21 protein-coding genes are annotated in these 23,219 nt (G+C 62.1%); 19 read left to right on the top strand and 2 right to left on the bottom strand.

Features of this window, described 5'->3' with window-relative positions; all coding sequences use genetic code 11:
- Positions 1 to 117: 117 nt before the first annotated feature.
- Complete coding sequence (gene gabD / locus B3E91_RS16875; RefSeq protein ID WP_287030612.1) at positions 118 to 1,569, bottom strand: NADP-dependent succinate-semialdehyde dehydrogenase; 1,452 nt, start codon at positions 1,567 to 1,569, stop codon at positions 118 to 120.
- A gap of 428 nt (positions 1,570 to 1,997) precedes the next feature.
- On the opposite strand from gabD, the gene rfaH reads away from it, so the two are divergent.
- The 19 genes from rfaH to B3E91_RS16780 all read left to right on the top strand — a co-directional run bounded on the left by rfaH (position 1,998) and on the right by B3E91_RS16780 (position 21,891).
- A complete protein-coding gene (gene rfaH / locus B3E91_RS16870) occupies positions 1,998 to 2,501 on the top strand; it encodes a transcription/translation regulatory transformer protein RfaH (protein ID WP_287030610.1) in 504 nt (167 codons plus the stop codon).
- A 414-nt stretch (positions 2,502 to 2,915) separates the two neighbouring features.
- Positions 2,916 to 3,350, top strand: coding sequence for a hypothetical protein (locus tag B3E91_RS16865; RefSeq protein ID WP_287030608.1), 435 nt, complete (start codon positions 2,916 to 2,918; stop codon positions 3,348 to 3,350).
- Positions 3,351 to 3,446: 96 nt separating this feature from the next.
- The gene (locus B3E91_RS16860; RefSeq protein ID WP_273230829.1) at positions 3,447 to 3,788 is read left to right on the top strand and encodes a hypothetical protein; all 342 of its coding nucleotides are present in this window, start codon (positions 3,447 to 3,449) and stop codon (positions 3,786 to 3,788) included.
- Positions 3,789 to 3,882: 94 nt separating this feature from the next.
- A complete protein-coding gene (locus tag B3E91_RS16855; protein WP_287030605.1) occupies positions 3,883 to 5,037 on the top strand; it encodes an outer membrane beta-barrel protein in 1,155 nt (384 codons plus the stop codon).
- 55 nt (positions 5,038 to 5,092) lie between these two features.
- Positions 5,093 to 5,632, top strand: a complete 540-nt coding sequence (locus B3E91_RS16850) for a polysaccharide biosynthesis/export family protein (RefSeq protein ID WP_090225192.1) — start codon at positions 5,093 to 5,095, stop codon at positions 5,630 to 5,632.
- A complete protein-coding gene (locus B3E91_RS16845) occupies positions 5,632 to 7,875 on the top strand; it encodes a GumC family protein (protein ID WP_414708288.1) in 2,244 nt (747 codons plus the stop codon). Before B3E91_RS16850 ends, B3E91_RS16845 begins: the two co-directional genes overlap by 1 nt.
- A gap of 37 nt (positions 7,876 to 7,912) precedes the next feature.
- The gene (locus tag B3E91_RS16840; RefSeq protein ID WP_287030603.1) at positions 7,913 to 8,677 is read left to right on the top strand and encodes a tyrosine-protein phosphatase; all 765 of its coding nucleotides are present in this window, start codon (positions 7,913 to 7,915) and stop codon (positions 8,675 to 8,677) included.
- Between the two features lie 33 nt (positions 8,678 to 8,710).
- On the top strand, positions 8,711 to 9,478 hold the full coding sequence (locus B3E91_RS16835; RefSeq protein ID WP_287030602.1) for a hypothetical protein: 768 nt from the start codon (positions 8,711 to 8,713) through the stop codon (positions 9,476 to 9,478).
- Entirely contained in the window at positions 9,475 to 10,872 is a 1,398-nt protein-coding gene (locus B3E91_RS16830; RefSeq protein WP_287030600.1) for an undecaprenyl-phosphate glucose phosphotransferase, read from the top strand. Before B3E91_RS16835 ends, B3E91_RS16830 begins: the two co-directional genes overlap by 4 nt.
- A 94-nt stretch (positions 10,873 to 10,966) precedes the next feature.
- The gene (locus tag B3E91_RS16825) at positions 10,967 to 12,316 is read left to right on the top strand and encodes a UDP-glucose dehydrogenase family protein (RefSeq protein ID WP_287030598.1); all 1,350 of its coding nucleotides are present in this window, start codon (positions 10,967 to 10,969) and stop codon (positions 12,314 to 12,316) included.
- On the top strand, positions 12,306 to 13,682 hold the full coding sequence (locus B3E91_RS16820; protein WP_287030596.1) for a lipopolysaccharide biosynthesis protein: 1,377 nt from the start codon (positions 12,306 to 12,308) through the stop codon (positions 13,680 to 13,682). The genes B3E91_RS16825 and B3E91_RS16820 overlap by 11 nt, the downstream gene beginning before the upstream one ends.
- A gap of 34 nt (positions 13,683 to 13,716) precedes the next feature.
- Complete coding sequence (locus tag B3E91_RS16815) at positions 13,717 to 14,877, top strand: glycosyl transferase family 2 (RefSeq protein ID WP_090224647.1); 1,161 nt, start codon at positions 13,717 to 13,719, stop codon at positions 14,875 to 14,877.
- 61 nt (positions 14,878 to 14,938) lie between these two features.
- Positions 14,939 to 16,063 carry a GDP-mannose 4,6-dehydratase gene (gene gmd / locus B3E91_RS16810; RefSeq protein ID WP_090224646.1) on the top strand — a complete coding sequence of 375 codons (1,125 nt, stop codon included), beginning with the start codon at positions 14,939 to 14,941 and terminating at the stop codon, positions 16,061 to 16,063.
- Between the two features lie 2 nt (positions 16,064 to 16,065).
- Positions 16,066 to 17,034 carry a GDP-L-fucose synthase gene (gene fcl, locus B3E91_RS16805; protein ID WP_287030595.1) on the top strand — a complete coding sequence of 323 codons (969 nt, stop codon included), beginning with the start codon at positions 16,066 to 16,068 and terminating at the stop codon, positions 17,032 to 17,034.
- A 4-nt stretch (positions 17,035 to 17,038) separates the two neighbouring features.
- Positions 17,039 to 17,509, top strand: a complete 471-nt coding sequence (locus B3E91_RS16800) for a GDP-mannose mannosyl hydrolase (protein WP_287030594.1) — start codon at positions 17,039 to 17,041, stop codon at positions 17,507 to 17,509.
- 87 nt (positions 17,510 to 17,596) lie between these two features.
- Complete coding sequence (locus B3E91_RS16795) at positions 17,597 to 18,877, top strand: hypothetical protein (RefSeq protein ID WP_287030593.1); 1,281 nt, start codon at positions 17,597 to 17,599, stop codon at positions 18,875 to 18,877.
- The gene (locus B3E91_RS16790) at positions 18,849 to 19,613 is read left to right on the top strand and encodes a glycosyltransferase family 2 protein (protein WP_090224641.1); all 765 of its coding nucleotides are present in this window, start codon (positions 18,849 to 18,851) and stop codon (positions 19,611 to 19,613) included. The genes B3E91_RS16795 and B3E91_RS16790 overlap by 29 nt, the downstream gene beginning before the upstream one ends.
- Before the next feature lie 89 nt (positions 19,614 to 19,702).
- Positions 19,703 to 20,455 (top strand): WecB/TagA/CpsF family glycosyltransferase, encoded by a 753-nt coding sequence (locus B3E91_RS16785; RefSeq protein ID WP_287030590.1) that lies wholly within the window; start codon positions 19,703 to 19,705, stop codon positions 20,453 to 20,455.
- Entirely contained in the window at positions 20,452 to 21,891 is a 1,440-nt protein-coding gene (locus B3E91_RS16780) for a mannose-1-phosphate guanylyltransferase/mannose-6-phosphate isomerase (RefSeq protein ID WP_090224637.1), read from the top strand. The genes B3E91_RS16785 and B3E91_RS16780 overlap by 4 nt, the downstream gene beginning before the upstream one ends.
- A gap of 87 nt (positions 21,892 to 21,978) precedes the next feature.
- On the opposite strand, the gene B3E91_RS16775 is transcribed toward B3E91_RS16780, so the two are convergent.
- Positions 21,979 to 23,028 carry a glycoside hydrolase family 5 protein gene (locus tag B3E91_RS16775; RefSeq protein ID WP_090224636.1) on the bottom strand — a complete coding sequence of 350 codons (1,050 nt, stop codon included), beginning with the start codon at positions 23,026 to 23,028 and terminating at the stop codon, positions 21,979 to 21,981.
- Between the last annotated feature and the right edge of the window lie 191 nt (positions 23,029 to 23,219).

Raw genomic sequence — 23,219 nt, 5'->3', positions numbered from 1 at the left:
GAAACGCGCCCGGAGTCGCTGGCGGCAGCATACGATGATCGACTGCCACAGCGCTTCCGGGCGCCTTGGGGGTATTCGCGGCGCGCCCGACACCCGCCGGGCGCGCCACCTCGCGGCTTATACGCCGCCGAGGCAGAGGTATTTCAGTTCCAGATAGTCTTCGATGCCGTACTTGGAGCCTTCGCGGCCCAGGCCGGAGGCTTTCACACCGCCGAACGGCGCGACTTCGGTGGAGATCAGCCCGGTATTGATGCCGACCATGCCGTACTCCAGTGCCTCGGCCACGCGGAACACGCGGGACAGGTCGCGGGCGTAGAAGTAGGACGCCAGGCCGAACTCGGTGTCGTTGGCCATGGCGATCACTTCTGCTTCGTCCTTGAAGCGGAATAGCGGCGCCAGCGGGCCGAAGGTCTCTTCCTTGGACACCTTGGCATCCTTCGGCACGTTGACCAGGATGGTCGGCTCGAAGAAGGTGCCGCCGAGGCTGTGCGCCTTGCCGCCGCTGACCACCTGGGCGCCCTTGCTCAGCGCGTCCTCGATGTGTTCCTTGACCTTGGCCACGGCCTTGTCGTCGATCAGCGGGCCGGTGGTCACGCCGTCGTCCATGCCGTTGCCGACCTTGAGCTTGGCCACCGCGACTTTCAGTTTCTCGACGAAGGCATCGTAGACGCCGTCCTGGATGTACAGGCGGTTGGCGCAGACGCAGGTCTGGCCGTTGTTGCGGTACTTGGAAATCAGCGCGCCCTCGACGGCGGCGTCCAGGTCCGCATCGTCGAAGACGATGAAGGGCGCGTTGCCGCCCAGTTCCAGGGAGACCTTCTTGATGTCCTTGGCGCATTCCGCCATCAGCTGGCGACCGATCTCGGTGGAGCCGGTGAACGACAGCTTGCGCACCACCGGGTTGCTGGTCAGCTCGCCGCCGATGTCGCCGGCGCTGCCGGTGACCACACTGAGCACGCCTTTCGGGATGCCGGCGCGCTCCGCCAGCTCCATCAGCGCGAGGGCGGAGTAGGGCGTCTGCGAGGCGGGCTTGATCACCATGGTGCAACCGGCGGCCAGCGCCGGGCCGGCCTTGCGGGTGATCATCGCGGTGGGGAAGTTCCACGGCGTGATCGCGGCGGTGACACCGATCGGCTGCTTGATGACGATGATGCGCTTGTCCGGCTGATGGCCGGGAATGGTGTCGCCATAGATGCGCTTGGCTTCTTCGGCGAACCACTCGATGAACGAGGCGGCATAGGCGATCTCGCCCTTGGCTTCGGCCAGCGGCTTGCCTTGTTCCAGCGTCATCAGGCGGCCCAGGTCGTCCTGGTTTTCCATCATCAGCTCGAACCAGCGGCGCAGCTTGACCGAGCGCTCCTTGGCGGTCAGCGCACGCCAGGCCGGCAGCGCGCGTTCAGCGGCCTCGATGGCGCGACGGGTCTCCGCCTTGCCCATCTTGGGTACGCTGCCGATGACTTCGTTGGTGGCCGGGTTGTTCACCGAGATGGTCTGGCCGTTGTCCGCGTCCAGCCAGGTTCCGTCGATGTAGGCTTGCTGACGGAACAGCGTGGAGTCTTTGAGTTGCATGGCGGTCTCCTGCGGGCCGGATCGGAAGCGCTGATCCGGCATGGGTGGTAACGCTCCGTTCGGGGGCGGCGATTCGTGCGCGCGGCGCGCGAACACGATGAGCTTCCTTCCCTTTCGAATTCAAGGAACAGACAGCGTTCGGCGATGGCGCCAGAGAATAAGGTGGTGCGTTTGAAATCTCAAACGAATGCTAGGGACAATCGCTGAAAAGAGCAACGACGTTGAGGAAGCGAAGGCATAAATGCGACAGGATTCAACCGTCGATCAATTTTATGTTTGATATATCGAACACTGCGAACTTTCTCGAAGAAATCGGGGTCAAGTGGTGGCAGGACTTGAACCTGCTTTTGCCCCTGTCTTCCTGCGCGGAAGCGGAGCGCCTGGCGATCCGATAGAGCTTCGAGAGCTGACCTTACTGGATGAAGCTTATGGATAAGTGCATTGCGATGCCGGATATCGCCTGGTACCTGATTCAGTGCAAGCCACGGCAGGACGGGCGGGCGCTCGAGCATCTGAGTCGTCAGGGTTTCGAATGCTTCGGGCCCACCCTATCGGTTGAAAGCATCAAGGCGAACAAGCTCTGCCGTACCGAGCAGCCGCTGTTTCCGGGTTACCTGTTCGCGCGGATCGCCGCCGACGGCAACTGGACGGCGCTGCGCTCCACGCGTGGGGTGAGCCGGGTGATCGGGTTTTGCGGGCATCCGTGCCAGGTCGATGACGCGATCGTCGAGCAACTCAGGGCACGCTGTGCGGCGGATGCGGGGCAGGTGGTGTTTAGTCCTGGGGACAAAGTTCATATCAAGACCGGTCCGCTGGCGGATATGGACGCGATTTTCCTGGCGATGGATGGAGATGAGCGGGTGGTTCTTCTGCTCAACATCCTGCATCGCGAGCAGCAAGTAAGAATGAAGCTTTCGCACCTGTCGGTGTGACGATATTTTGACTATGGGCATACATATTGCCTGATTAACGTCACTGTCATCGATCTCCTGTAGTATCGAGGCATTGATCAGGGATAAGGGCTGTCGACTTGTCCCACCCAGAAAGTGCTAGAGCCGCCGCCTCGTTCTCAAGGAAACGACGAACCTTGGGGCGGTAGCGTGCCTGACGGTCCCGTCGGCCACCTGGCTCCAGCTGTTGTCTTCTTCGCCCCCCAAGGGCGGCCCTGCACTGTAATGCTGCGTTTCCACCAGGGGACGTTCCAGTGAAGGGCAATCTCGCGTCACCTCTAATTCCAAGAAACCACGTAACGAAATTTTTTTATTGCCATGCGCTTGGTCGGCCCTGCCTTTCCCGGTCGTTTGGCGATGGGCCAAGTGCCAGTATCAACGATAAGGACGTTTTCTATGCGCCATGCAGTGACCGTATGGGTTCTGGCTTTGAGTGTTGCCGCGGCGAGCGCCTTCGCCGCGGATGAGCGCGATACGGCGGCTGATATCGATTGCACCGCGCTCAGCGCGCAGCAGATCGGGCAAATGACCCGCGTAGGCGACCAGGTTCAGCTGCAGGCGATCGCCGCTCTGATCGAGGCCTGCCCGGCCAATGTGGACGCGATCATCGCCGCGGCAATCGATGCTTCGCCGGAGGATGCGGAGCTGATCGTCGCCTATGTCACCGAGCAATTGCCCACGGCCGCTGGGGGGCCGGCGGCGGATAGTGGCAATTTGTTTACGCCGGGGAACTCAACCGGCCGGGATACGTCGAATTCGGTTCCATCGCCTGGTTCGGGTGGAGGCGGAAGGGTCGGGGGAAGCTCCGGCCCGGCAGCAAGTGCAAGCTGAGAGTCGGTCGAGGCGCGGGGACCGAGCTCGGTGCACGGAGCCGGTCAGTTTTGCCAGCGTGCTTCTTATAAAAACGTGTGAATGGAATCTCCAATCATGATGAAAACGCTAAAGGTCGTGGCTTTCGCCTCCGTCGCGTCGCTGTCGTTCAATGCTTCTGCCACCAACTTCGGTGGCATCAATCTGGGCCGGATCGATCTCGGTTCCAAGTTGATCATCAGCAAGAGCTACAGCAGCCCGTGGGCAAGCCCCGTCGATAGTCATCTTGCGCTGAAAAGCCTCGCGGACCTCAACGCGCTCGCGCGTCTGACCCTCGCGGCTGCTTACGACAAGTTGAAAAACGCGCCCTCGTTGCCCTCGCACGGCAACTGGAACGGCCATCCTGGCACTACACCCGGTGGCTGCGCCCCGGGTGGCCCGGTAGCTAGCGCAAGTTGAGTGATGGCCGCGGTACCCGGGCCAAGACCCGGGACCGCGGTCCATCTGTATTCCAATCGTCCTTATTCCTTCGTGAGAATGGATTCGAGCAACTATGAAAATACCCAAGGTAATGGCTGCCACGTTCGCCGGTTCCATGTCGTTCAACGCCGCTGCCACCGAGCCTCAGAGCATCGATCTGGCGGGCTTCGACTTCACGCCGACCCTGTTCGTCAGCGAGAGCTACGACGACAACATTCGCGGACGCAAGACCGATGAGGAATCCTCCTGGATTACCAACATCAATCCGACCTTCCTTCTGAGCGCGGAAACCGGCAAAAGCGGCTACCAGCTCAAATACGAGCTGGACGACAAGAATTACCACTCGGATTCCCAGGTCAGCCATACCGATCACCACCTGACGCTCAAGAGCGTTCTGGAATTCACCGCGCGCAATCGCCTGCGCTGGGATGTCGGCTATCACAAGGTCGAAGAGACCTCGGACACCGCCGAGATCGATGAAAACGACAAGTACACGCTGAAGAACGTAGGTGTCGGTTACACCTATGGCGCGCAGACCGCGCGCAACCAGCTGGACTTCGGAGCGAATTACCTGGAGCGTCGCTATCAGAACAGCGGCAATCTCAACGAGGACCAGGAATACGACTCCACCGCCCTGGTCGGCACTTGGTACCACCGCCTCGGTGCACGCACCCGTGTGCTCGGCGAACTGCGCCACGCGACCTTCGATTACCTGCAGCAGAACAGCCCGCGCGACAGCACCGACACGGCAGCCCTGGTCGGCGCGACCTGGGAAGCCACCAAGAAGACCTCCGGCGCGATCCGCTTCGGTGCCGAACGCAAGAACTTCGACTCGAGCGACGTCAAGGATTACACCAGCCCGATGTGGGAAGTGGGTGTCGCCTACAAGCCGCGCACCTATTCGACCTTCAGCCTGGACACCCGTCGCGCGTTCGACGAAGGCGACGATGGCGCCACCACCGTGCACGACACCACCACCACGCTGGGCTGGAAGCACGAGTGGACCTCGCGTATCGCCACCGACCTCAACTACCGCTACTCCGATCGCGAGTATGAGGCGGTCGACCGTACCGACAAGCGCAGCTCCTACGGCGTCGGCGTGACCTACGCCATGCTGCGCTGGCTGGACATCGGGCTCGGCTACCGTCACCTGAAAAACGATTCCAGCCTCGATACCGAGGGCTACGTCCGCAACATCTACATGGTGAGTTTCGATGTCAGCCTCTGAAGCACGGGTGGCACTCAACGCCGGAAACAGTCAGTTCGCCAAGGAAATCGCGCGCATGTCCATTCGCACTCTACTCAAGTTCTTCAGCCTGATCCTGTTGTTCGGCTATGGCGCCGTCGCCAGCGCCGCCGATGCGGGTTATCGCCTCAGCTCCGGCGACGTGATCAAGGTCAACGTGTTCGGCGAGCCCGATCTGAGCTTCGCCGAAATCCGCCTGAACGACGCGGGCACCTTCTCCTACCCCTTCGTCGGCGAGGTCCAGGCCAAGGGCAAGACCACCGGCGAGATCGAGAAGCTGCTGACGCTGAAACTCAAGGACGGCTACCTGGTCGACCCCCGCGTTTCCGTCAGCGTGATCAATTACCGCGAGTTCTACATCAGCGGCGAAGTGAAGTTGCCTGGAGGCTATCCCTATCAGCCCGGCCTGACCCTCGACCGTGCGATCGCCCTGGCCGGTGGCCTCAGCGAACGCGCATCGACCAAGCGCATGACCATCATTCGCGGCGCCGACAGCACCCGCAAACCTGAAAAAGCGACGCTGGACACCCTGGTGAACCCGGGCGACACCATCAATATTGAGCAGGGATTCTTCTGATGATCTTGGAAAGTATTAGCCAGAAGGACCGGGCCTTGCCGCATGCCTCCCTGGAAGATGACAACGACTTCATCGACCTGCGACGCATCTGGCGCGCCATCTGGTCGCGCAAGTGGGGGATCCTCACCCTGGTGCTGGTGGTCACGCTGCTGACCTCGCTGCTCATGATGAGCATCAAGCCGCTCTACAAGGCCTCGGCCACGGTAATGATCGAACCCAAGGGCAACCAGCCGTTGACCTTCCAGCCGATCACCGACCAGAGCTCGGGCATCAGCGAGTTCCTGCAGACCCAGCTGAGCCTGATCCAGAGCCGCGGCGTGGCGGAGAAGGTCGTTCGCGACCTGCGCCTCACCGAGCACCCGGATTTCGATCCGCGCCAGCAGCCGCAGCCGCTGATCAACATCGCCGGCCTGGTCAAGCGCTTCAGCATCGACAGCCTGATTCCCGGTGCGGTCCCCAGTGGGGATGACGAAGACAAGCCGATGACCGATGCGGAAATCTTCGATGCCGTGACCCAGAACCTGATGCATCGGACCGAAGTCTGGGCCGAGGGCAAGAGCCAGCTGGTCAACGTCGCCGTGGAAATGCCTGACCGGCTGACCGCCGCGATGGTCGCCAACGCCCTGGCGCAGAGCTACATCGAGAAGCAGCTCGAGTCGCAGATGGAAATGTCGCTGGCTTCGACCAACTGGATGAACACCCGGTTGACCGAGCTGCGCGCCACCCTGCAAAGCGCCGAGGACAAGCTGCAGGCCTATCGCGAAGCGGAAGGCCTGGTGGACGTCGGTGGCGTGTCCACCATCAGCGCCAACACCCTGTCGGTCACTGGCGACCGCATGATCGATGCGCGCCGGGCGCGCGCCGAAGCCGAGAGCCAGTACCGCCAGGTCGAAACCATGCGCAAGGCCGGGCTCGATCGCCTGACCAGCGTCCCTGCGGTGCTCAGCAACCCGCTGATCCAGCAGTTCAAGGCGGAAGAGGCCCGCGCCCGCGCCAAGGTCGAGGAGTTGTCGCGTCGTTACGGGGAAAACCACCCGTCGATGATCGCCGCCCGTTCCGACCTCAGCGCGGCGAAAGCCAGCCTGCAGGCCCAGGTCGACCAGGTCGTCGCCGGTATCGAGCGCAACTATCAGCTGGCCGTGGCCAACGAGAACTCGCTGGATTCCTCGTTCAACAAGAACAAGGCGCAGATCCAGGACATTTCGCGCAAGGAATTCAAGCTGCGTGAACTGCAGCGCGACGTCGACAGCAACCGCACCCTGTACGACACCTTCATGACCCGCATGCAGGAAACCGCAGCGACCTCGGACATGAACTCGTCGAACGCGCGCATCGTCGATACCGCCATCGCGCCGATCGAGCCCAGCGCGCCGAACAAGCGCCTGATCATCGTCATCGCGGCCTTCATGTCGCTGGTCGTCGGCGTCGGCCTGGCACTGCTGCTGGACGTGATCAACAACACCTTCAAGTCGCCGGAAGACGTCGAGACCAAGCTGAACCTGCCGGTACTCGGCATCGTCCCGCTGATCCCGAAGAAGAGCCGCATGCAGATCGCCCACCAGTTCGAGCAGAGCCAGGACAAGCGCTTCTGCGAGGCGATCCGGACCATTCGTACCAGCGTGATGCTCAGCGACATGAGCCAGCCGCACAAGGTCGTGGTAATCACCTCGTCCGTTCCCGGCGAGGGCAAGAGCGCCGTGGCCGCCAACCTGGCGTTCGCCATGGGCCAGCTGGAGCGCGTGCTGCTGATCGACGCCGACCTGCGCCGGCCGACCCTGGCCAAGAGCTTCGACTTCCCGGTCGGCGCGCCTGGCCTGGCCAACCTGATCGCCGGCACGGCGAAGGCCGAAGACTGCATCCAGACCGTCGGCAATGTCGACATGCTGCCGGCCGGTGTGGTGCCGCCGAACCCGCTCGAACTGCTGGCCTCGCCACGCTTCGCGAAGTTCCTGGAAATCACCAAGGAACGCTATGACCGCATCATCGTCGATTCGCCGCCGAGCCAGGCGGTTAGCGACGCCACCCTGCTGTCGACCTTCGCCAACGCGGTGATCTATGTGATCAAGTCGGAAAGCACGGCGATCCCGCTGGCGCAGAAAGGCATCGGCCAACTGCTGCAGAGCGGCGCGCCGCTCACCGGCGTGGTGCTCAACCAGGTGGACGTACAGAAGGCCGCGAAGCACGGCAGCTACAGCGGCTACTACGACCACTACGGTTACAGCAACGGCGAAGAGAAAGCGTAAGGACCCCTCGGGCGATTCATCACGTAGCGCACTCATCATGATCGACCTGCACAGTCATCTGCTTCCCGGTATCGACGACGGCGCGCCAGACATGCCGACCGCCCTTACCCTCGCCCGCGTGGCGGTGGGAAACGGCATCACGCACATGGTCTGCACGCCGCACATGCATCCCGGTCGTTACGACAACGACGCCGGCAACATCCGGCAGGTCTGCAAGGCCTTCGCCGACGCGCTGAAAGGCGCCGGCATCGACTTGCGGGTGAGCGCCGCCGCCGAAGTCCGTTTCGGCAGCGAAATGATGAAGGGCGTCTGCGATGGCAGCATCCCGTTCCTCGGCGAATGGCAGGGCAAACGAGTCCTGCTGCTGGAATTTCCGCATGCGGAGATTCCGTTCGGCGCCGAGCGCATGACCCAGTGGCTGATCGGCAAGGGCATCGTTCCGCTGATCGCCCACCCGGAGCGCAACAAGGCGCTGATGCATATGCCGTCGAAGCTCAAGCCGTTCCTGCTGCAGGGTTGCCTGCTGCAGCTGACCGCCGGATCGGTCGCCGGGAAATTCGGCGAACCGGCGCGGCGGCTGGCCCACGCGATCCTCGAGGAAGACCTGGCGACGATCATCGCCAGCGACGCCCACAACCTCCAGCACCGACCCCCGGAACTGGCCTGCGGACGCGATCACGCGTCGCGCATCGTCGGTGACCGCAAGGCCGAGGCGCTGGTGCTGGATACGCCCTGGAAGATCGCGCAGGGCCATTTCGCTGCGCAGACCGCCGACCTGAAAGCCGAACTTTCCACCGCTTGATCAATCACATGGACCCCCACAGAGACAACGCCCATGACCGAGTCTCCTGTTCTGGCGCATGGTCGCGCCGCAAAGCGTAGGTCGCGCCGCTCCGAGCCGGCCCAACAGACACCGCTGTACCGTGCCATCTGCATCGGCATGCTGCCGCTCGCCGCGCTGGTGATCGGTCTGTCCTGGACGATGATGCGGGCCGGCATCGACAGCTATCGCGCCGAACGCTTCCTGCAGAGTTGGGAAGCCAAGGGCATGCCCGACGCCGAGACCCTGGCGGCGGGACGCCAGGCCGCCGAGCACGCTATCGAGCGCTTTCCGGCGCCCAACGGCGAGTACCTCGATCGGCTCGGCCGGGTGCTCAGCTGGGAAAACGCCGACGCACCCTACGGTGCGGCCGAGGCGCAGGCCTCGCGCCAGGCGGCACTGGAGACCTACCGCGCGTCGCTGGCGGTTCGTCCGGGCTGGCCGTGGACCTGGCTGCGCCTGACCAGCACCAAGCTCAGCCAGCAGGCATTCGACGACGAGTTCGCCGATGCACTGTCGCGCTCCAGTGCCCTGGGCGCCAATCGCATCGAGATGGACCGCGACCTGGCTCGCATCGGTTTCGAAGGCTGGCCATCGCTGACCACCGAACAGCGTGTGCTGACGCTCAAGGCCGCCGCCCGCACCGTCGGCTACAGCTACCCCGAAGCACAGAATTTATATGGCCTTGCGCAACGCGCAGGGCTGAACGTCCCGCTCTGCTGGAGCTTGAGCGAGGACATCCGAGCAAAGCGGCAAATATGTAAAAAAGAGGGATCATCATGATCGCTGAACGTACCAACCCAGCCGTGAACCGGCGTGGTCTTACCTTCTGGGGTCAATGGCTATGCGGCATTACCCTGGCCAACCTGGTGCTCTATGTCATGGTCGACCAGCGTTACGACCAGATTCCGACAGAGTACCGCGTGCTGATGATCCTCACGGTCCTCGGCTCGGTGCCGGCGTACACGCTGTGGCGCGTCTACCACAAGCGTGACAGCTACCGTTCCGGCCTCGGCCGTCTCGCGGCGGGCTGGTTCACCCTGCTCAGCGGGCTGATGTTCATCGCCTTCGTCAGTGGCAGCACCGAGATGTTCTCCCGCGAGCTGGTGCTGCTGTGGGGCGTGCTCGGCCTGGCCGTGCAGTCGCTGAGCTTCATTCCGTTGCGCTACCTGGCCTCGCTGCACTCGCGCAAACTGCGCAACGAGCGCACCTCGGTGATCATCGGCACCTGCCCGCTGGCGCTGACCCTGGCCGAGCGCCTGAGCGTCTCGAACCGCGTTCCGCTGATCGGCCTGATCGCGCCGGAAGCCGACGCCGAGCCGCATCAGGAAGGTCAGTTCCCGGTACTTTCCGGCCTCTCCGAGCTGCGCAACATCATCGATCGCAATGGCGTGCGTCGGGTCTACATTGCCCTGAACCTGGACAAGATCGCGCAGATCGAAAGCCTCTACATCGACCTGCTCGACATGAGTGTGGATGTGGTCTGGGTGCCGGACTTCGGCAGCATGATGCTGCTCAACCAGTCGATCTCGCAGATCGAGCAACTGCCGGCGATCTACCTCAACGAAAGCCCGCTCAGTTCGCACCCGGCGGCCGTGTTCAGCAAGGAGCTGCTCGATCGCAGCCTGGCGCTGATGGCCATCGTGCTGCTCAGCCCGGTGCTGATCGCCGCGGCGATCGCGGTGAAACTGTCCTCCCCCGGCCCGGTGTTCTTCCTGCAGCCGCGGCACGGCTGGAACGGCGAAGTGATCAAGGTGTGGAAATTCCGCTCCATGTTCGTCCACCAGGACGACAAGGTGGTGCGCCAGGCCTCCCGCGACGATCCTCGCGTCACCCGTGTCGGCGCCTTCCTGCGGCGCACCTCCATCGACGAGCTGCCGCAGCTGTTCAACGTGCTGCGCGGCGAGATGGCGCTGGTCGGTCCGCGTCCCCACGCGGTCACCCATAACCAGTACTACAGCGACAAGATCATGGCCTACATGGCGCGCCACCGAATCAAGCCGGGCATCACCGGTCTGGCGCAGGTCACCGGCCATCGCGGCGAAACCGAGACCGTCGAGAAAATGCAGCAGCGGGTCGAGAAAGACCTCGCTTACATCAATCACTGGTCGCTCTGGCTGGACATCAAGATCCTGATCAAGACGCCCTTCACGCTGTTCTCGCGGAACATCTACTGAGCCGCGGCGGTCCCAAGGGCCGCCTCGTCGCTTCGCGGCGCCGTTCGCCCGGCGCCTGCCACGACTACATCTTGTCTAAATCAGGGACCTCTCCATGAACATCACCGTCATCGGAACCGGCTATGTAGGCCTCGTCACCGGCGCCTGCATCGCCGAAATGGGTAACACCGTCGTCTGTGTCGACGTCGATCCGAAGAAGATCGAGAACCTCAAGAAAGGCATCCTGCCGATCTACGAGCCGGGCCTCGAGAACGTCGTCACCAGCAACTTCGAATCCGGTCGACTGCTGTTCACCACCTCGCTGGTCGAGGCGATGAAGAGTTCCGACGTATTCTTCATCGCCGTCGGCACCCCACCCGGTGAGGACGGTTCCGCTGACCTGCGTTACGTACTGGAAGTGGCCAAGCAGATCGGCGCCAACCTGGCGCGCCCGGCCATCGTGGTGAACAAGTCCACCGTGCCGGTCGGCACCGGCGACAAGGTTCGCGCGGCCGTCTCCGAGCAACTGCAGCAGCGGGGCGTGGAGATCGATTTCGAAGTGGTGTCCAACCCCGAGTTCCTCAAGGAAGGCGCGGCGGTGGACGACTTCATGCACCCCGACCGGATCATCATCGGCAGCAGCAGCGAGCACGCCAAGCGCGTCATGGGCGAGCTCTACGCGCCCTTCGTGCGTAACCACCCGCGGATCATGTACATGGGCATCCGCGATGCGGAAATGACCAAGTACGCCGCCAACGCCATGCTGGCGACGAAGATCTCCTTCATGAACGAAGTCGCCAGCCTCTGCGAGCGCCTGGACGTGGACGTGGAGAACGTGCGCCTGGGCATCGGCTCGGACCAGCGCATCGGCTATCACTTCATCTACGCCGGCTGCGGCTACGGCGGCTCGTGCTTCCCGAAGGACGTCAAGGCGCTGATCAGCATCGCCCACCAGAACGACTTCGAGCCCAAACTGCTGCAGGCAGTGGAAGCGCGCAACGACCTGCAGAAGCAGTCGCTGTTCAACAAGATCGTCACCCACTATTCCGGCGACCTGGCCGGGCGCACCTTCGCCGTCTGGGGGCTGTCGTTCAAGCCGGGCACCGACGACATGCGCGAAGCGCCCAGCGTGGTGCTGATCAACAGCCTGATCGCCGCCGGCGCCAGGGTGAAGGCGTTCGACCCGATCGCCCATGAGACCGCCCGCGCGGAGTTCCCCGCGGAGCATTTCAGCAACGGCGATCTGGAAATCGTCGACGGCCAGTACGAAGCGGCCATCGATGCCGACGCGCTGGTGCTGGTCACCGAGTGGAAGCCGTTCCGCCACCCGGATTTCCGTGCCCTGAAGAAACTGCTGAAGAGCCCGCTGATCCTCGACGGGCGCAACCAGTACGATCCGGTCCAGCTGCAACGCGAAGGCTTCGACTACTACGGCATGGGGCGCAAGGCCATCAATGCCGCTTGAGAACGAGCTGCTGATGACCGGCGTCGACCCCACCGGGGGCACTGGAAAACCGCGCGGCAAACTGCGCGGCTTCCTGCACCAGAGCATGCGCAGCAAGCTGTTGCGCAACATCATCACGGTGGTTTCGGGAACCGCCGGCGCGCAGGCCATGACCATGGCCTTCATGCCGGTGATCACCCGCCTGTACGGGCCTGAAGCCTACGGCATCCTCGGCGCGTTCATGAGCCTCACGCTGATGATCATTCCGATCGCCGCGCTGACCTATCCGGTCGCCATCGTGTTGCCCAAGCGCGACGCCGATGCCCGCGGGCTGGTCAAGCTCTCGCTGGTGATCGCCGTGGTGCTGGCGTCGCTGATGGCGCTGGTCCTCGGGTTGTTCGGTACGCCGATCGTGCACCTGATGGGGCTCGAGGAGATCTCGCCGTACCTGATGCTGCTGCCGGTAGTGATGTTCTTCGGCGCGGCGCTGGAAGTCGTTCAGCAGTGGCTGATTCGCCAGCAGCGCTTCAGCCTCACCGCCAGCATCGCCATCGCGCATTCCCTGCTGCACAACAGCATCCGGACGCTGGGCGGTTTCCTGATGGCGATACCGGCGGTGCTGGTGATCACCACGGCGCTGGGGCCGGCGCTGCAGGCGGTGATGCTGGCCATCGGCATTCGCCGTACCCGCGACAGGGCCGACGCGGTGGTCGATCTCGAGCCGCCGATGAGCAGCGGCGAGCTGGCGCGGCGCTACAGCGATTTCCCGCTGTTCCGTTTCCCGCAGATGCTGATCAACACGGTCTCGCAGAACCTGCCCACGCTGGTGCTGGCATCGGTCTTCGGACCGGCGGCGGCGGGCTTCTTCACCGTCTGCAAGCAGGCGCTGAGCATGCCCACCAACCTGATCGGCAAGTCGGTCGCCGACGTGTATTACCCGCGGATCAGCCAGGCGATCCAGCGTCACGAGCCGATCACCTCGATGCTGGCCAAGGCCACCGCCGGGCTGGCGCTGGTGGGGCTGCTGCCCTTCGGTTTCGTGTTCCTCGCCGGGCCCTGGCTGTTCGCCCTGGTCTTCGGTGATCAATGGCACACCGCGGGCGAGTTCGCGCGCTGGCTGGCGCTTTCCGAATACGTGGTGCTGATCACCCGGCCCTGCACGGTGGCGATTCCCGCGTTGCAGTTGCAGGGACGCTTCCTGGTCTTCGAAATGCTCAGCACCGCCCTGCGCCTCGGCGCGCTCTTCTTCGGCGCCTGGGTGATGAAAGACGCGTTGATCACCGTGATGGCCTTCGCCGGTGCCAGCGTATTGATCTACGTGGCGCTCATCGTTTCCGTGCTGATCGCCGCGAACAACCATCGGCCGTCCTCGACGGCGGCCCACTGAGCAGTATTCCTTACGAAAGAGACAGGCTCCGCCAATGACCCAGAGTGCACCCACCATCGTTGCTGTCGGCTATAACCGGCCGAAAAGCCTGGCCCGGCTGCTGACCTCCCTGAGCAAGGCGCACTACCCGTCCGAGGGCGTCCGCCTTGTCATCAGCCTGGATAATTCGGGTAATCCGGAACCGCTGAAAGTCGCCGAGGCCTTCGACTGGCCGTTCGGCGAGAAACGCATCATGGCGCGCGAGACCCGCATGGGGCTGCGCCAGCACATCCTCAGTTGCGGCGACCTGACCGAGGAGTACGGCGAGATCATCGTGCTGGAAGACGACCTGTTCGTGTCTCCGCACTTCTACGAGTACGCCCGCAAGGCGCTGGACTTCTACGCCGACGCGCCGCAGGTGGCAGGTATCAGCCTTTACGGCAACCAGCAGAACCAGACCGCCGCGCTGCCGTTCACGCCGATCGACGACGGCGGATCGGACGTCTACTTCATGCAACTGGCGGCGTCCTGGGGGCAGGCGTGGTCGCGCAAGCACTGGCAGGGTTTCCGTACCTGGCTTGACGCGCACGGCACCGACATCTCCGATGTCGCCGGCATCCCGGCCGATATCCGTGCCTGGCCCGAGTCGTCGTGGCTCAAGCTGTACAACGCCTACATCATTTCCCGCGACCTTTACTTCGTCTACCCGTACCGTTCGCTGAGCACCAACTTCGGCGATCCGGGCGAGCACTTCTACATCGCCTCGTCGCGGTTCCAGGTGCCGATCCAGCTCAAGGCCAGCGACTATCGCTTCGCCCGCCAGGAGGACAGCCTGGCGGTGTACGACGCCTACTGCGAGCTGTCGCCGTCCAGCATCAAGCGGCTGAACGGCAAGCTTGCCGCCTACGATTTCAGCGTCAACCTGTACGGCTGCAAGACCGTCACCAACGGCCTGCAGTTGACCCGGTCGAAGCAGGCGGGCCTGCATAATTTCAGTCTGTCGATGAAGCCGATGGAACTGAGCATCCTTTATGACCTCGAAGGCGAGGGCATCGCCCTCATCGAAACGGCAAGGCTGACGGCTGGCACCCGCTCCGACCCCAAAGCGGAGTACGACACCTACCGCTTCTTCTACAAGTTCCCATCGATCCGCGTGATCCTGTTCGGCGTTATCGAACGGTTGACGATGCTGATCAAGAAAGCGCGGACCGGTTGATCCGTTCGCGTGGCGAGTTACTCCTTTTACCTATCGACTTGGATGCATGAGGCTTCGAAAAATGGAAAAAAAACGCGCGTTGGTAACCGGTATCACCGGACAGGATGGTTCCTACCTGGCCGAGTTCCTTCTGGAGAAGGGCTATGAAGTACACGGCATCAAGCGCCGCGCTTCGCTGTTCAATACGCAGCGGGTCGATCACATCTATCAGGACCCGCACGTCGAGAACAAAAACTTCGTCCTCCACTACGGCGACCTCAACGATTCGTCCAACCTCACCCGCATCATCCAGGAAGTGCAGCCTGACGAGGTCTACAACCTCGGCGCGCAATCCCACGTGGCGGTGAGCTTCGAAGCCCCCGAATACACCGCCGACGTCGACGGCATGGGCACCCTGCGCATCCTCGAGGCGATCCGCCTGCTCGGCCTGGAAAAGAAAACCCGTTTCTACCAGGCCTCGACCTCCGAGCTGTACGGCCTGGTGCAGGAAATCCCGCAGAAGGAAACCACGCCCTTCTACCCGCGCTCGCCCTATGCGGTGGCCAAGCTGTACGCCTACTGGATCACGGTGAACTACCGCGAGGCCTACGGCATGTACGCCTGCAACGGCATCCTCTTCAACCACGAGTCGCCGCGCCGTGGCGAGACCTTCGTGACCCGCAAGATCACCCGCGGCCTGGCGAACATCGCCCAGGGCCTGGAGTCCTGCCTGTTCATGGGCAACATGGATTCGCTGCGCGACTGGGGCCACGCCAAGGACTACGTACGCATGCAGTGGATGATGCTGCAGCAGGAAACCCCGGATGACTTCGTCATCGCCACCGGCGTGCAGTACTCGGTACGCGAGTTCATCCGCTGGTCCGCCGCCGAGCTGGGCATCACCCTGCGCTTCGAAGGCGAGGGCGTGGACGAGCAGGCCATCGTCGAGCGCATCGAGGGCGATCTGGCGCCGGCGCTGAAGGTCGGCGACACCATCGTCCGCGTCGACCCGCGCTATTTCCGTCCCGCCGAAGTGGAAACCCTGCTCGGCGATCCGACCAAGGCCAAGCAGAAGCTCGGCTGGACCCCGGAAATCACCGTTCAGGAAATGTGCGCCGAGATGGTCCGCGAAGACCTCAAGGTCGCCCAGCGCCACGCCCTGCTGAAGCGGCACGGCCATGACGTTCCGGTCTCCGTGGAGAACTGAGCATGCAGCAGCCTCAACGCATCTTCGTCGCCGGCCATCGTGGCATGGTCGGTTCGGCGATCGTCCGGCTCCTGCGCCAGCAGGGTGACGTGGAAATCGTCACCCGCGGTCGCGACGAGCTGGATTTGGTCGACCAGGCCGCCGTGCAGGCGTTCTTCGCCGCGGAGAACATCGATCAGGTGTACCTGGCTTCGGCCAAGGTCGGCGGTATCCACGCCAACAACACCTATCCGGCCGAGTTCATCTACCAGAACCTGATGATCGAGGCGAACATCATCCACGCCGCACACGCCAACGGCGTGCAGAAGCTGCTGTTCCTCGGTTCCTCGTGCATCTATCCCAAGCATGCCGAGCAGCCGATGAAGGAAGAGGCGCTGCTGACCGGCATTCTGGAAGCGACCAACGAGCCCTATGCGATCGCCAAGATCGCCGGGATCAAGCTCTGCGAGAGCTACAACCGCCAGTACGGCCGTGACTACCGCAGCGTGATGCCGACCAACCTGTACGGCCCGCACGACAACTACCACCCGGAAAACAGCCACGTGATCCCGGCGCTGCTGCGCCGTTTCCACGAAGCCACCCTGCGCGGCGACGAGGAAGTGGTGATCTGGGGCAGCGGCACGCCGATGCGCGAGTTCTTGCACGTCGACGACATGGCTGCGGCCAGCGTCCACGTGATGAATCTGGACGAGGCCACCTACCAGGCCAACACCCAGCCGATGCTCTCGCACATCAACGTCGGCACCGGCCAGGACTGCACCATTCGCGAGCTCGCGGAAACCCTGGCCAAGGTCACCGAGTTCCAGGGGCGCCTGGCGTTCGATGCGACCAAGCCGGACGGCACGCCGCGCAAGCTGATGGACGTTTCGCGTCTCGAAGCCCTGGGCTGGAAGTCGAAGATCGGCCTGGAAGAAGGGTTGCAGGACGCCTACCGCTGGTTCGTCGAGCACTTGGACGACGTCAGGGGCTGAGCGGATGTTTCTCGACGCCGAGGACTTCCGACGGGTAGTCGGAGCGACACCGCTCATCTCCCTGGACCTCGTCGTTCGCAGCGGCGAGGGAACCATTCTCCTGGGTGAACGTCTCAACCGACCGGCGCAAGGTTTCTGGTTCGTCCCGGGGGGACGCATCCAGAAGAACGAAACGCTCGACGCCGCCTTCCGTCGCCTCACCATGGGCGAGCTGGGCATCCCGTTCGAGCGTTCCCTGGCGCGGTTGCTGGATATCTACGAACACTTCTACGAAGACAGCGTGTTTGGTACGGATTCATCCTCGCCGAATACGCATTACGTAGTGGCCGGCTATTTGCTGGATTTACCGGCCGGCCTGGCGCTCGATCCCCCGCGCGAGCAGCACGGGCACTACCGCTGGTGGTCGCCGAGCGAAATGCGCGACAGCGAGCAGGTACACGAAAACACGCGGGCCTATTTGCGCGCACTGGTTTGATGCGTTCGCCGGTGAAGACGATGGCGGTGGCGGATCCACCCCTTACTTCAAGCGATCAACTGGAACACTCATAGGGAAGTTCGTACATTGAGGAAGCTTCTTTCTTACCAGAACCTGTTGTTCGTGCTCGTGCTGGCGAACTCGGCCTGCTTCTTCCTTACGGACGACAAGAAGGCTGGCATACCCTACCTGCGTGAACTGTTCCTGCTGGCGATACTGGCGGCAGCGGCACTTCTGCTGGTCACCTGGAAACGCCTCTATCAATCCAAGGCCTGCCTGTGGGTGGTCTTCATCGGCATCTGCCTGCCGGTGATGTCGTCGATCCTGGCCAAGCTCAACTTCGGCCAGCCGATCGTCTACGGCCTGCTGGAGGAGCGCCGCAGTTTCTACTTCCTGATCTTCTTCCCGACGTTGTTCCTGCTGTACAAGGCGAAGCCCACGGAGCCGCAGCTCGAGCGGTTCTTCCTCGTCTCGGGCCTGTTCTGCGTGGCCGTAGGCTTCCTCTATTACTTCAAGATCATCCCGCAGAACAGCGGCTTCGCCTTCGAGGTGGACGCGAAGGAGCTGGGTAGCGAAGACAGCATGCTGCGTCCCAATCGCTACCGGATCGGCTCCGGCTATGTGAGCATCTGTGCGTTCATGATCATGTACAGCCTGCGCCGCCAGATCACCCTGGCGCGGGTGATGTTGCTGTTGCTCTTCACCGCCTACCTGTGGCTGGTCCTGCAGACCCGTTCGACGATGGTGGTCTGGGCGCTGGCCGGGCTGTGGATTTTCCGCGACCGTATCGGTTCGCTGCTGAAGCTGGGCGCCGTCGCCTCCATCATCCTGGTGGTGTCCTACTTCATGATTCCGGACTTCTACGCCACCCAGTTCGAGCGCTTCGACGCCTTGCTCAACGAGGCGACTACCGGCCCCGGCGTGCGGAACATCACCACCGGGATCATTCTTCAGGAAGTGGCGAAGAACTGGTACATCGGAATGGGCGCGCTGTCCCTGCAGTGGAACGGCGGCTTCTCGACCCTTTACAACCCCTGGTTCTACCTGTCGGACGTGGGCATCGTCGGCGTGTATTACCGCTTCGGGTTCCTAACTCCGGTCATCGCCCTGATCTTCTATGGCGGTTTCCTGAGCATCATGAGGGACTGCAAAAACAAGGGCGATCTATTGAGCGCCATGAAACTGCCTTTCGTATTTGGTTTGATCAATATGTTTCTGTCCAACTCAATTATGTATGGGGGAGATCTCCTAGGCATTTCAGCAGCCTGTTTCTTGTATTTCTCTAGAGTAAGAGCTAAGGCACCGGCACCGTCTACCACGCAGAACGAGCGGATCAGTTATGACAAGTTTCAGCATCGTTACCATTAACTGGAATAACCTCGCTGGCCTGACCAAGACCTATGAAAGTGTCGCGGCGCAGACCTACAGGAACTTCCGCTGGATCGTAATCGATGGCGCTTCCAACGATGGCAGCGTCGAATGGCTGAAGGAACTCAAGGACGATCACGCCGAAATCACTTCCGAGCGCGACAAGGGCATCTACGACGCGATGAACAAGGGCCTGGTGAAAGCCAGCGAAACCCCGGGTTACACCCTGTTCCTCAATAGCGGCGATACCTTCTATGACGAGTCGGTACTCGAAAAGGTGGCCAAGGCCGTCTCCGAGGCCGAGCATCCGCCGAAGTACGTGTATGGCGATTATTACCTGCAGAACGCCGCGGGCGTGCTGCGCGCCGCCTCGGCGAAGAAGATCGACCGGTTGATGATGGGCATGCCGTCCAGTCACCAGGCGATGTACTTCGAGAACGAACACCTGCGCACGGTCCGCTTCCGCGAGAACTACAAGCTGTCTGCGGACTACTGCATGATCGTGGAATTCCTCCACGGACTGGACCTGTCCAAGGTCGTGCTGCAACTGAAGACGCCCCTGTGCGTTTTCGACACTACCGGCATCTCCCAGCAGCGGCGTTTCGATGCGCTCAAGGAAGATATGCAGATACGGCGTAATTACATGAAGTTGTCTTCCGCCAAAGCCTCTGTTCTTTACCTTCTGCACTACGTACATACCCACACCAAGTTGGTGAGGGCGGCACTCGGCCGATAAGAGGGCCGTCGTTCGCGCGGGTTGTGGTTGAAACCGTGTCGATGGCCTTCGGGCGTGCGTAGAAAGATCAGTTTTTGCAAGGAGGTAATATGAAAGTATTCGACATTGAATTTTATCGCGGTGACAAGGCCAGCCTGGTCAAGGAACTCACCGAAGCGAGCCAGAACGACTACAGCTATATCGTCACGCCCAACGTGAACCATATCGTTCAGCTGGAGCACAACAAGGAACTGCGCCGCGCCTACAGTCATGCCAGCCTGCGCATCTGCGACAGCAAGATACTGCTGCCGGTGCTCAACCGTCTCAAGGCCAATGTCGCCGAGGCGATTCCCGGCAGCACGCTGACCGAGTCGCTGGTGGAAGTGGCCAACCGTGAAGGCTGGACCATCACGGTGATCGGCTGTGAGGACGACGTCGTCGCCACGCTGCGGCAGATGTATCCGAACATCGTCTTCAACCACCACAACCCGCCCATGGGCTTCATCGACAACCCGGTCGAAGTCGAACGCTGCGTGTCGTTCGTCATCCAGCATCCGGCACGGCTGATCTTCTTCTCGGTCGGCTGCCCGCGTCAGGAGGCCCTCGCGCTCAAGGTCTACGAGAGCGAGCGGGCAGTGGGGGTCGGCCTGTGCGTCGGTGCGTCGCTGAATTTCCTGTCCGGGAAGATCCAGCGTGCTCCGGAATGGATGCAGCACCTCTCGCTGGAGTGGCTGCACCGCATCTGCATGGAGCCCAAACGGCTTGTAAAACGCTACGTGGTGGACGCCTACAAGGTGTTCCCGATCATCGTCAGGCAGTTCAAGAACAGACAATCGATTTTTATGGGGAGGGCTCAGCAATGATTCCAGTGATCATGTCCGGTGGTAGCGGTTCGCGTCTGTGGCCGCTTTCGCGTCAACTCAATCCGAAGCAGTTCCTCAACCTCGGTGAGGGCTCGCTGTCGATGCTGCAAGCGACCATCAAGCGCCTGGAAGGCCTGGACATGCAACTGCCACGGCTGATCTGCAACGAGGAGCATCGTTTCCTCGCGGCCGAACAGCTACGCCAGCTGGGCATGGATAACGCAGGTATCGTGCTCGAACCGGTCGGCCGCAATACCGCACCGGCCGTTGCGCTGGTCGCCCTGCAGGCGCTCAGCGAAGCCCAGGATCCGCTGTTGCTGATCCTCGCGGCGGATCACCTGATCCAGGACACCCAGGCTTTCCATGACGGCATCCGCAAGGCGGTGCCGCTTGCCGAAGCCGGCAAGCTGGTGACGTTCGGCATCCTGCCGACACACCCGGAAACCGGTTACGGCTATCTGGAACGTGGCGAAGCCGAGGGGGAGGGCGCCTACGTGGTCAGCCGCTTCGTCGAGAAGCCCGATCTGGAAACCGCCGGGCGCTATCTCGCCAGCGGCAATCATTTCTGGAACAGCGGCATGTTCCTGTTCCGTGCCAGCCGCTACATCGCCGAGCTGCAGGAATTCCGCCCGGACATCCTCGAAGCCTGCCGTGAAGCCATGGCCAGCAGCGAGCAGGACATGCTCTTCACCCGCGTCGGCCGCGAGGCGTTCACCGCCTGCCCGGAAGACTCCATCGACTACGCCGTCATGGAAAAAACCCGTGACGCCGTGATGGTTCCGCTCGACGCCGGCTGGAGCGACATCGGTTCCTGGTCCGCGCTGTGGGATGTGAGCAGCAAGAATGGCGAAGGCAACGTGTTCCGCGGCGACGTGCTCAACCACGGCAGCAGCAACACCTACGTGCATGCGGACAACCGCCTGGTGGCCACCGTCGGCGTCGAGGATCTGGTGATCGTCGAAACCAAGGATGCGGTGCTGGTGGCGCACAAGGACGAGGCGCAGCACGTCAAGCGCATCGTCGAACAGCTGCAGCGCGAGAAGCGCAGCGAGTTCCAGAACCATCGCGAAGTCTACCGTCCGTGGGGCGTGTACGACTCCATCGACCAGGGCCCGCGCTACCAGGTCAAGCACATCACCGTGAAGCCGGGCGCGAAGCTGTCGGTGCAGATGCACCACCACCGCGCGGAACACTGGATCGTCGTCAGCGGCACCGCCAAGGTGACCAATGGTGAGGAGACCTACATGGTCACCGAGAACCAGTCGACCTACATTCCGATCGGCCAGGTGCACGCGCTGGAAAATCCGGGTGTGATTCCACTGGAGCTGATCGAGGTGCAATCGGGTGCGTATCTGGGAGAGGACGACATCGTGCGCTTCTCCGACAAGTACGGCCGGGTGGCGCCGGTGGTGGTGGAAACCCTGGTGGCGGGCTGAGCCGCTGTGGCTCCCGTGTTGCGGGGATGTGTCTTGCGAGAAATCACCTGCCCGAGCGCGTCCGCTGCGCTCGGGTGGTGAGGCCGGTCAGTTGGGACCGGGTTTGGTGCAGTTGCCGCCGTTGATGTACTTCTTCAGGATCGCCCATTGCGCCTGATCCTGGCCGGTCTTGGTCGGCTCGACGGACAGCTTGTAGGTTCCCCACGAAGGGCCGGCAGCCCAGTAGGTCATGGTGATGCAGTTCTTCTGCAGGTAGGCCAGGGTGTTGTCCATGGCTTGCAGGTAGCGGGGGTCATCGTTCGGGATGCCGAATTCGCCGATGTGGCCTTTCTTGCCGTGCTTCTTCAGCCAGGCGACGAAGGGCTCGATACGTTTGACGCCGATCATCGGGTCGAAGTTGGCCGGTGCGGTCTTGTACTGGCCGCTGCCGTTGTCGTCGATGTAGGCATGCGCCGAGTAGATGATGTTGTCGGCCTTCGGGTCGGTGAGTGCTGCCATCGGGTCGTTGTACCACGGCCAGGTGTAGGCGCCGGAGTAAGAGCGGCCTTCGACAAAAAGCGGTTTTTTCTTGTCATAGACCCGGATGCCGTTGATGCCGGCCTGCGCCGCTTGCGGCCAGTACTTGTCGGCATCGCCGTAGGGCTCGTTCATGATGTCGTAGCCATAAACGGCAGGGTTGTTCTTGTAGCGGTTACCGATCAGTTCGCCGAGCTTGCGGAAGTCGGAAAAGGTAACCTTGGCGGAGCCGATGACTTCGTTGTTATAACGGGCGTAGTTGTGGATATCGAGGATCACCTTCACGCCGTACACGTTGGCCTGGGCGAGCATGTCGTCGAGAAGCTTGGTGTACGCGGGGTCCAGCGGGCCGTACAGCTTGGGCTGCAGGCGTTCCCACTTGAGCGGGAAGCGGACCAGGGTGATGCCGCGTTCTTTCCACTTGGCGAAATAGGTTTTGTCCGGGAAGAAGTAGTTGGTGCCGTTTTTTCCGGGGATCGCGCCGGACGAAAATTCGGCGCCAGCGATGTTGATCGAAACGAGGGGGAGCTTCTCTTGAGCCTGAACGGCCGAGCCGATCAGGAGCGCTGCCAGAGGAAGAACTCTTTTAAGCGTGTGAAACGTGTGAGTCGTGGCGTTCATGGGTGGGTTCCTAAATGGTGGATGGGTGAGCTCCCTGGAATTAGTTATAAAATCCATGATAATTTTTTAGCGCAGCAAATGGGTTAACTGGTTCACGCTTTTATTAATTGAATTAACAATAATCGAGGTAGAAGCGTAAATGAACGGTGCAATCCGGCTTCAATTCCATAACCGAGAAATCCAGAGATAAT

Origin of the sequence: Pseudomonas sp. UBA6310, assembly GCF_002438225.1 — a bacterium.
Lineage (GTDB): Bacteria > Pseudomonadota > Gammaproteobacteria > Pseudomonadales > Pseudomonadaceae > Pseudomonas_O > Pseudomonas_O kuykendallii.
The sequence above is the reverse complement of the archived record's forward strand: the minus strand, read 5'-3'. Positions and strand labels throughout refer to the sequence as shown.

Coding starts and splice junctions, on each gene's coding strand:
- B3E91_RS16835 (WP_287030602.1), top strand. CDS start 8,711: ATGACCGAGTCTCCTGTTCTGGCGCATGGTCGCGCCGCAAAGCGTAGG.
- B3E91_RS16850 (WP_090225192.1), top strand. CDS start 5,093: ATGTCCATTCGCACTCTACTCAAGTTCTTCAGCCTGATCCTGTTGTTC.
- B3E91_RS16830 (WP_287030600.1), top strand. CDS start 9,475: ATGATCGCTGAACGTACCAACCCAGCCGTGAACCGGCGTGGTCTTACC.
- B3E91_RS16785 (WP_287030590.1), top strand. CDS start 19,703: ATGAAAGTATTCGACATTGAATTTTATCGCGGTGACAAGGCCAGCCTG.
- B3E91_RS16790 (WP_090224641.1), top strand. CDS start 18,849: ATGACAAGTTTCAGCATCGTTACCATTAACTGGAATAACCTCGCTGGC.
- fcl (WP_287030595.1), top strand. CDS start 16,066: ATGCAGCAGCCTCAACGCATCTTCGTCGCCGGCCATCGTGGCATGGTC.
- B3E91_RS16800 (WP_287030594.1), top strand. CDS start 17,039: ATGTTTCTCGACGCCGAGGACTTCCGACGGGTAGTCGGAGCGACACCG.
- rfaH (WP_287030610.1), top strand. CDS start 1,998: ATGGATAAGTGCATTGCGATGCCGGATATCGCCTGGTACCTGATTCAG.
- B3E91_RS16815 (WP_090224647.1), top strand. CDS start 13,717: ATGACCCAGAGTGCACCCACCATCGTTGCTGTCGGCTATAACCGGCCG.
- B3E91_RS16775 (WP_090224636.1), bottom strand. CDS start 23,028: ATGAACGCCACGACTCACACGTTTCACACGCTTAAAAGAGTTCTTCCT.
- B3E91_RS16840 (WP_287030603.1), top strand. CDS start 7,913: ATGATCGACCTGCACAGTCATCTGCTTCCCGGTATCGACGACGGCGCG.
- gmd (WP_090224646.1), top strand. CDS start 14,939: ATGGAAAAAAAACGCGCGTTGGTAACCGGTATCACCGGACAGGATGGT.
- B3E91_RS16845 (WP_414708288.1), top strand. CDS start 5,632: ATGATCTTGGAAAGTATTAGCCAGAAGGACCGGGCCTTGCCGCATGCC.
- gabD (WP_287030612.1), bottom strand. CDS start 1,569: ATGCAACTCAAAGACTCCACGCTGTTCCGTCAGCAAGCCTACATCGAC.
- B3E91_RS16820 (WP_287030596.1), top strand. CDS start 12,306: ATGCCGCTTGAGAACGAGCTGCTGATGACCGGCGTCGACCCCACCGGG.
- B3E91_RS16825 (WP_287030598.1), top strand. CDS start 10,967: ATGAACATCACCGTCATCGGAACCGGCTATGTAGGCCTCGTCACCGGC.
- B3E91_RS16855 (WP_287030605.1), top strand. CDS start 3,883: ATGAAAATACCCAAGGTAATGGCTGCCACGTTCGCCGGTTCCATGTCG.
- B3E91_RS16865 (WP_287030608.1), top strand. CDS start 2,916: ATGCGCCATGCAGTGACCGTATGGGTTCTGGCTTTGAGTGTTGCCGCG.
- B3E91_RS16860 (WP_273230829.1), top strand. CDS start 3,447: ATGATGAAAACGCTAAAGGTCGTGGCTTTCGCCTCCGTCGCGTCGCTG.
- B3E91_RS16780 (WP_090224637.1), top strand. CDS start 20,452: ATGATTCCAGTGATCATGTCCGGTGGTAGCGGTTCGCGTCTGTGGCCG.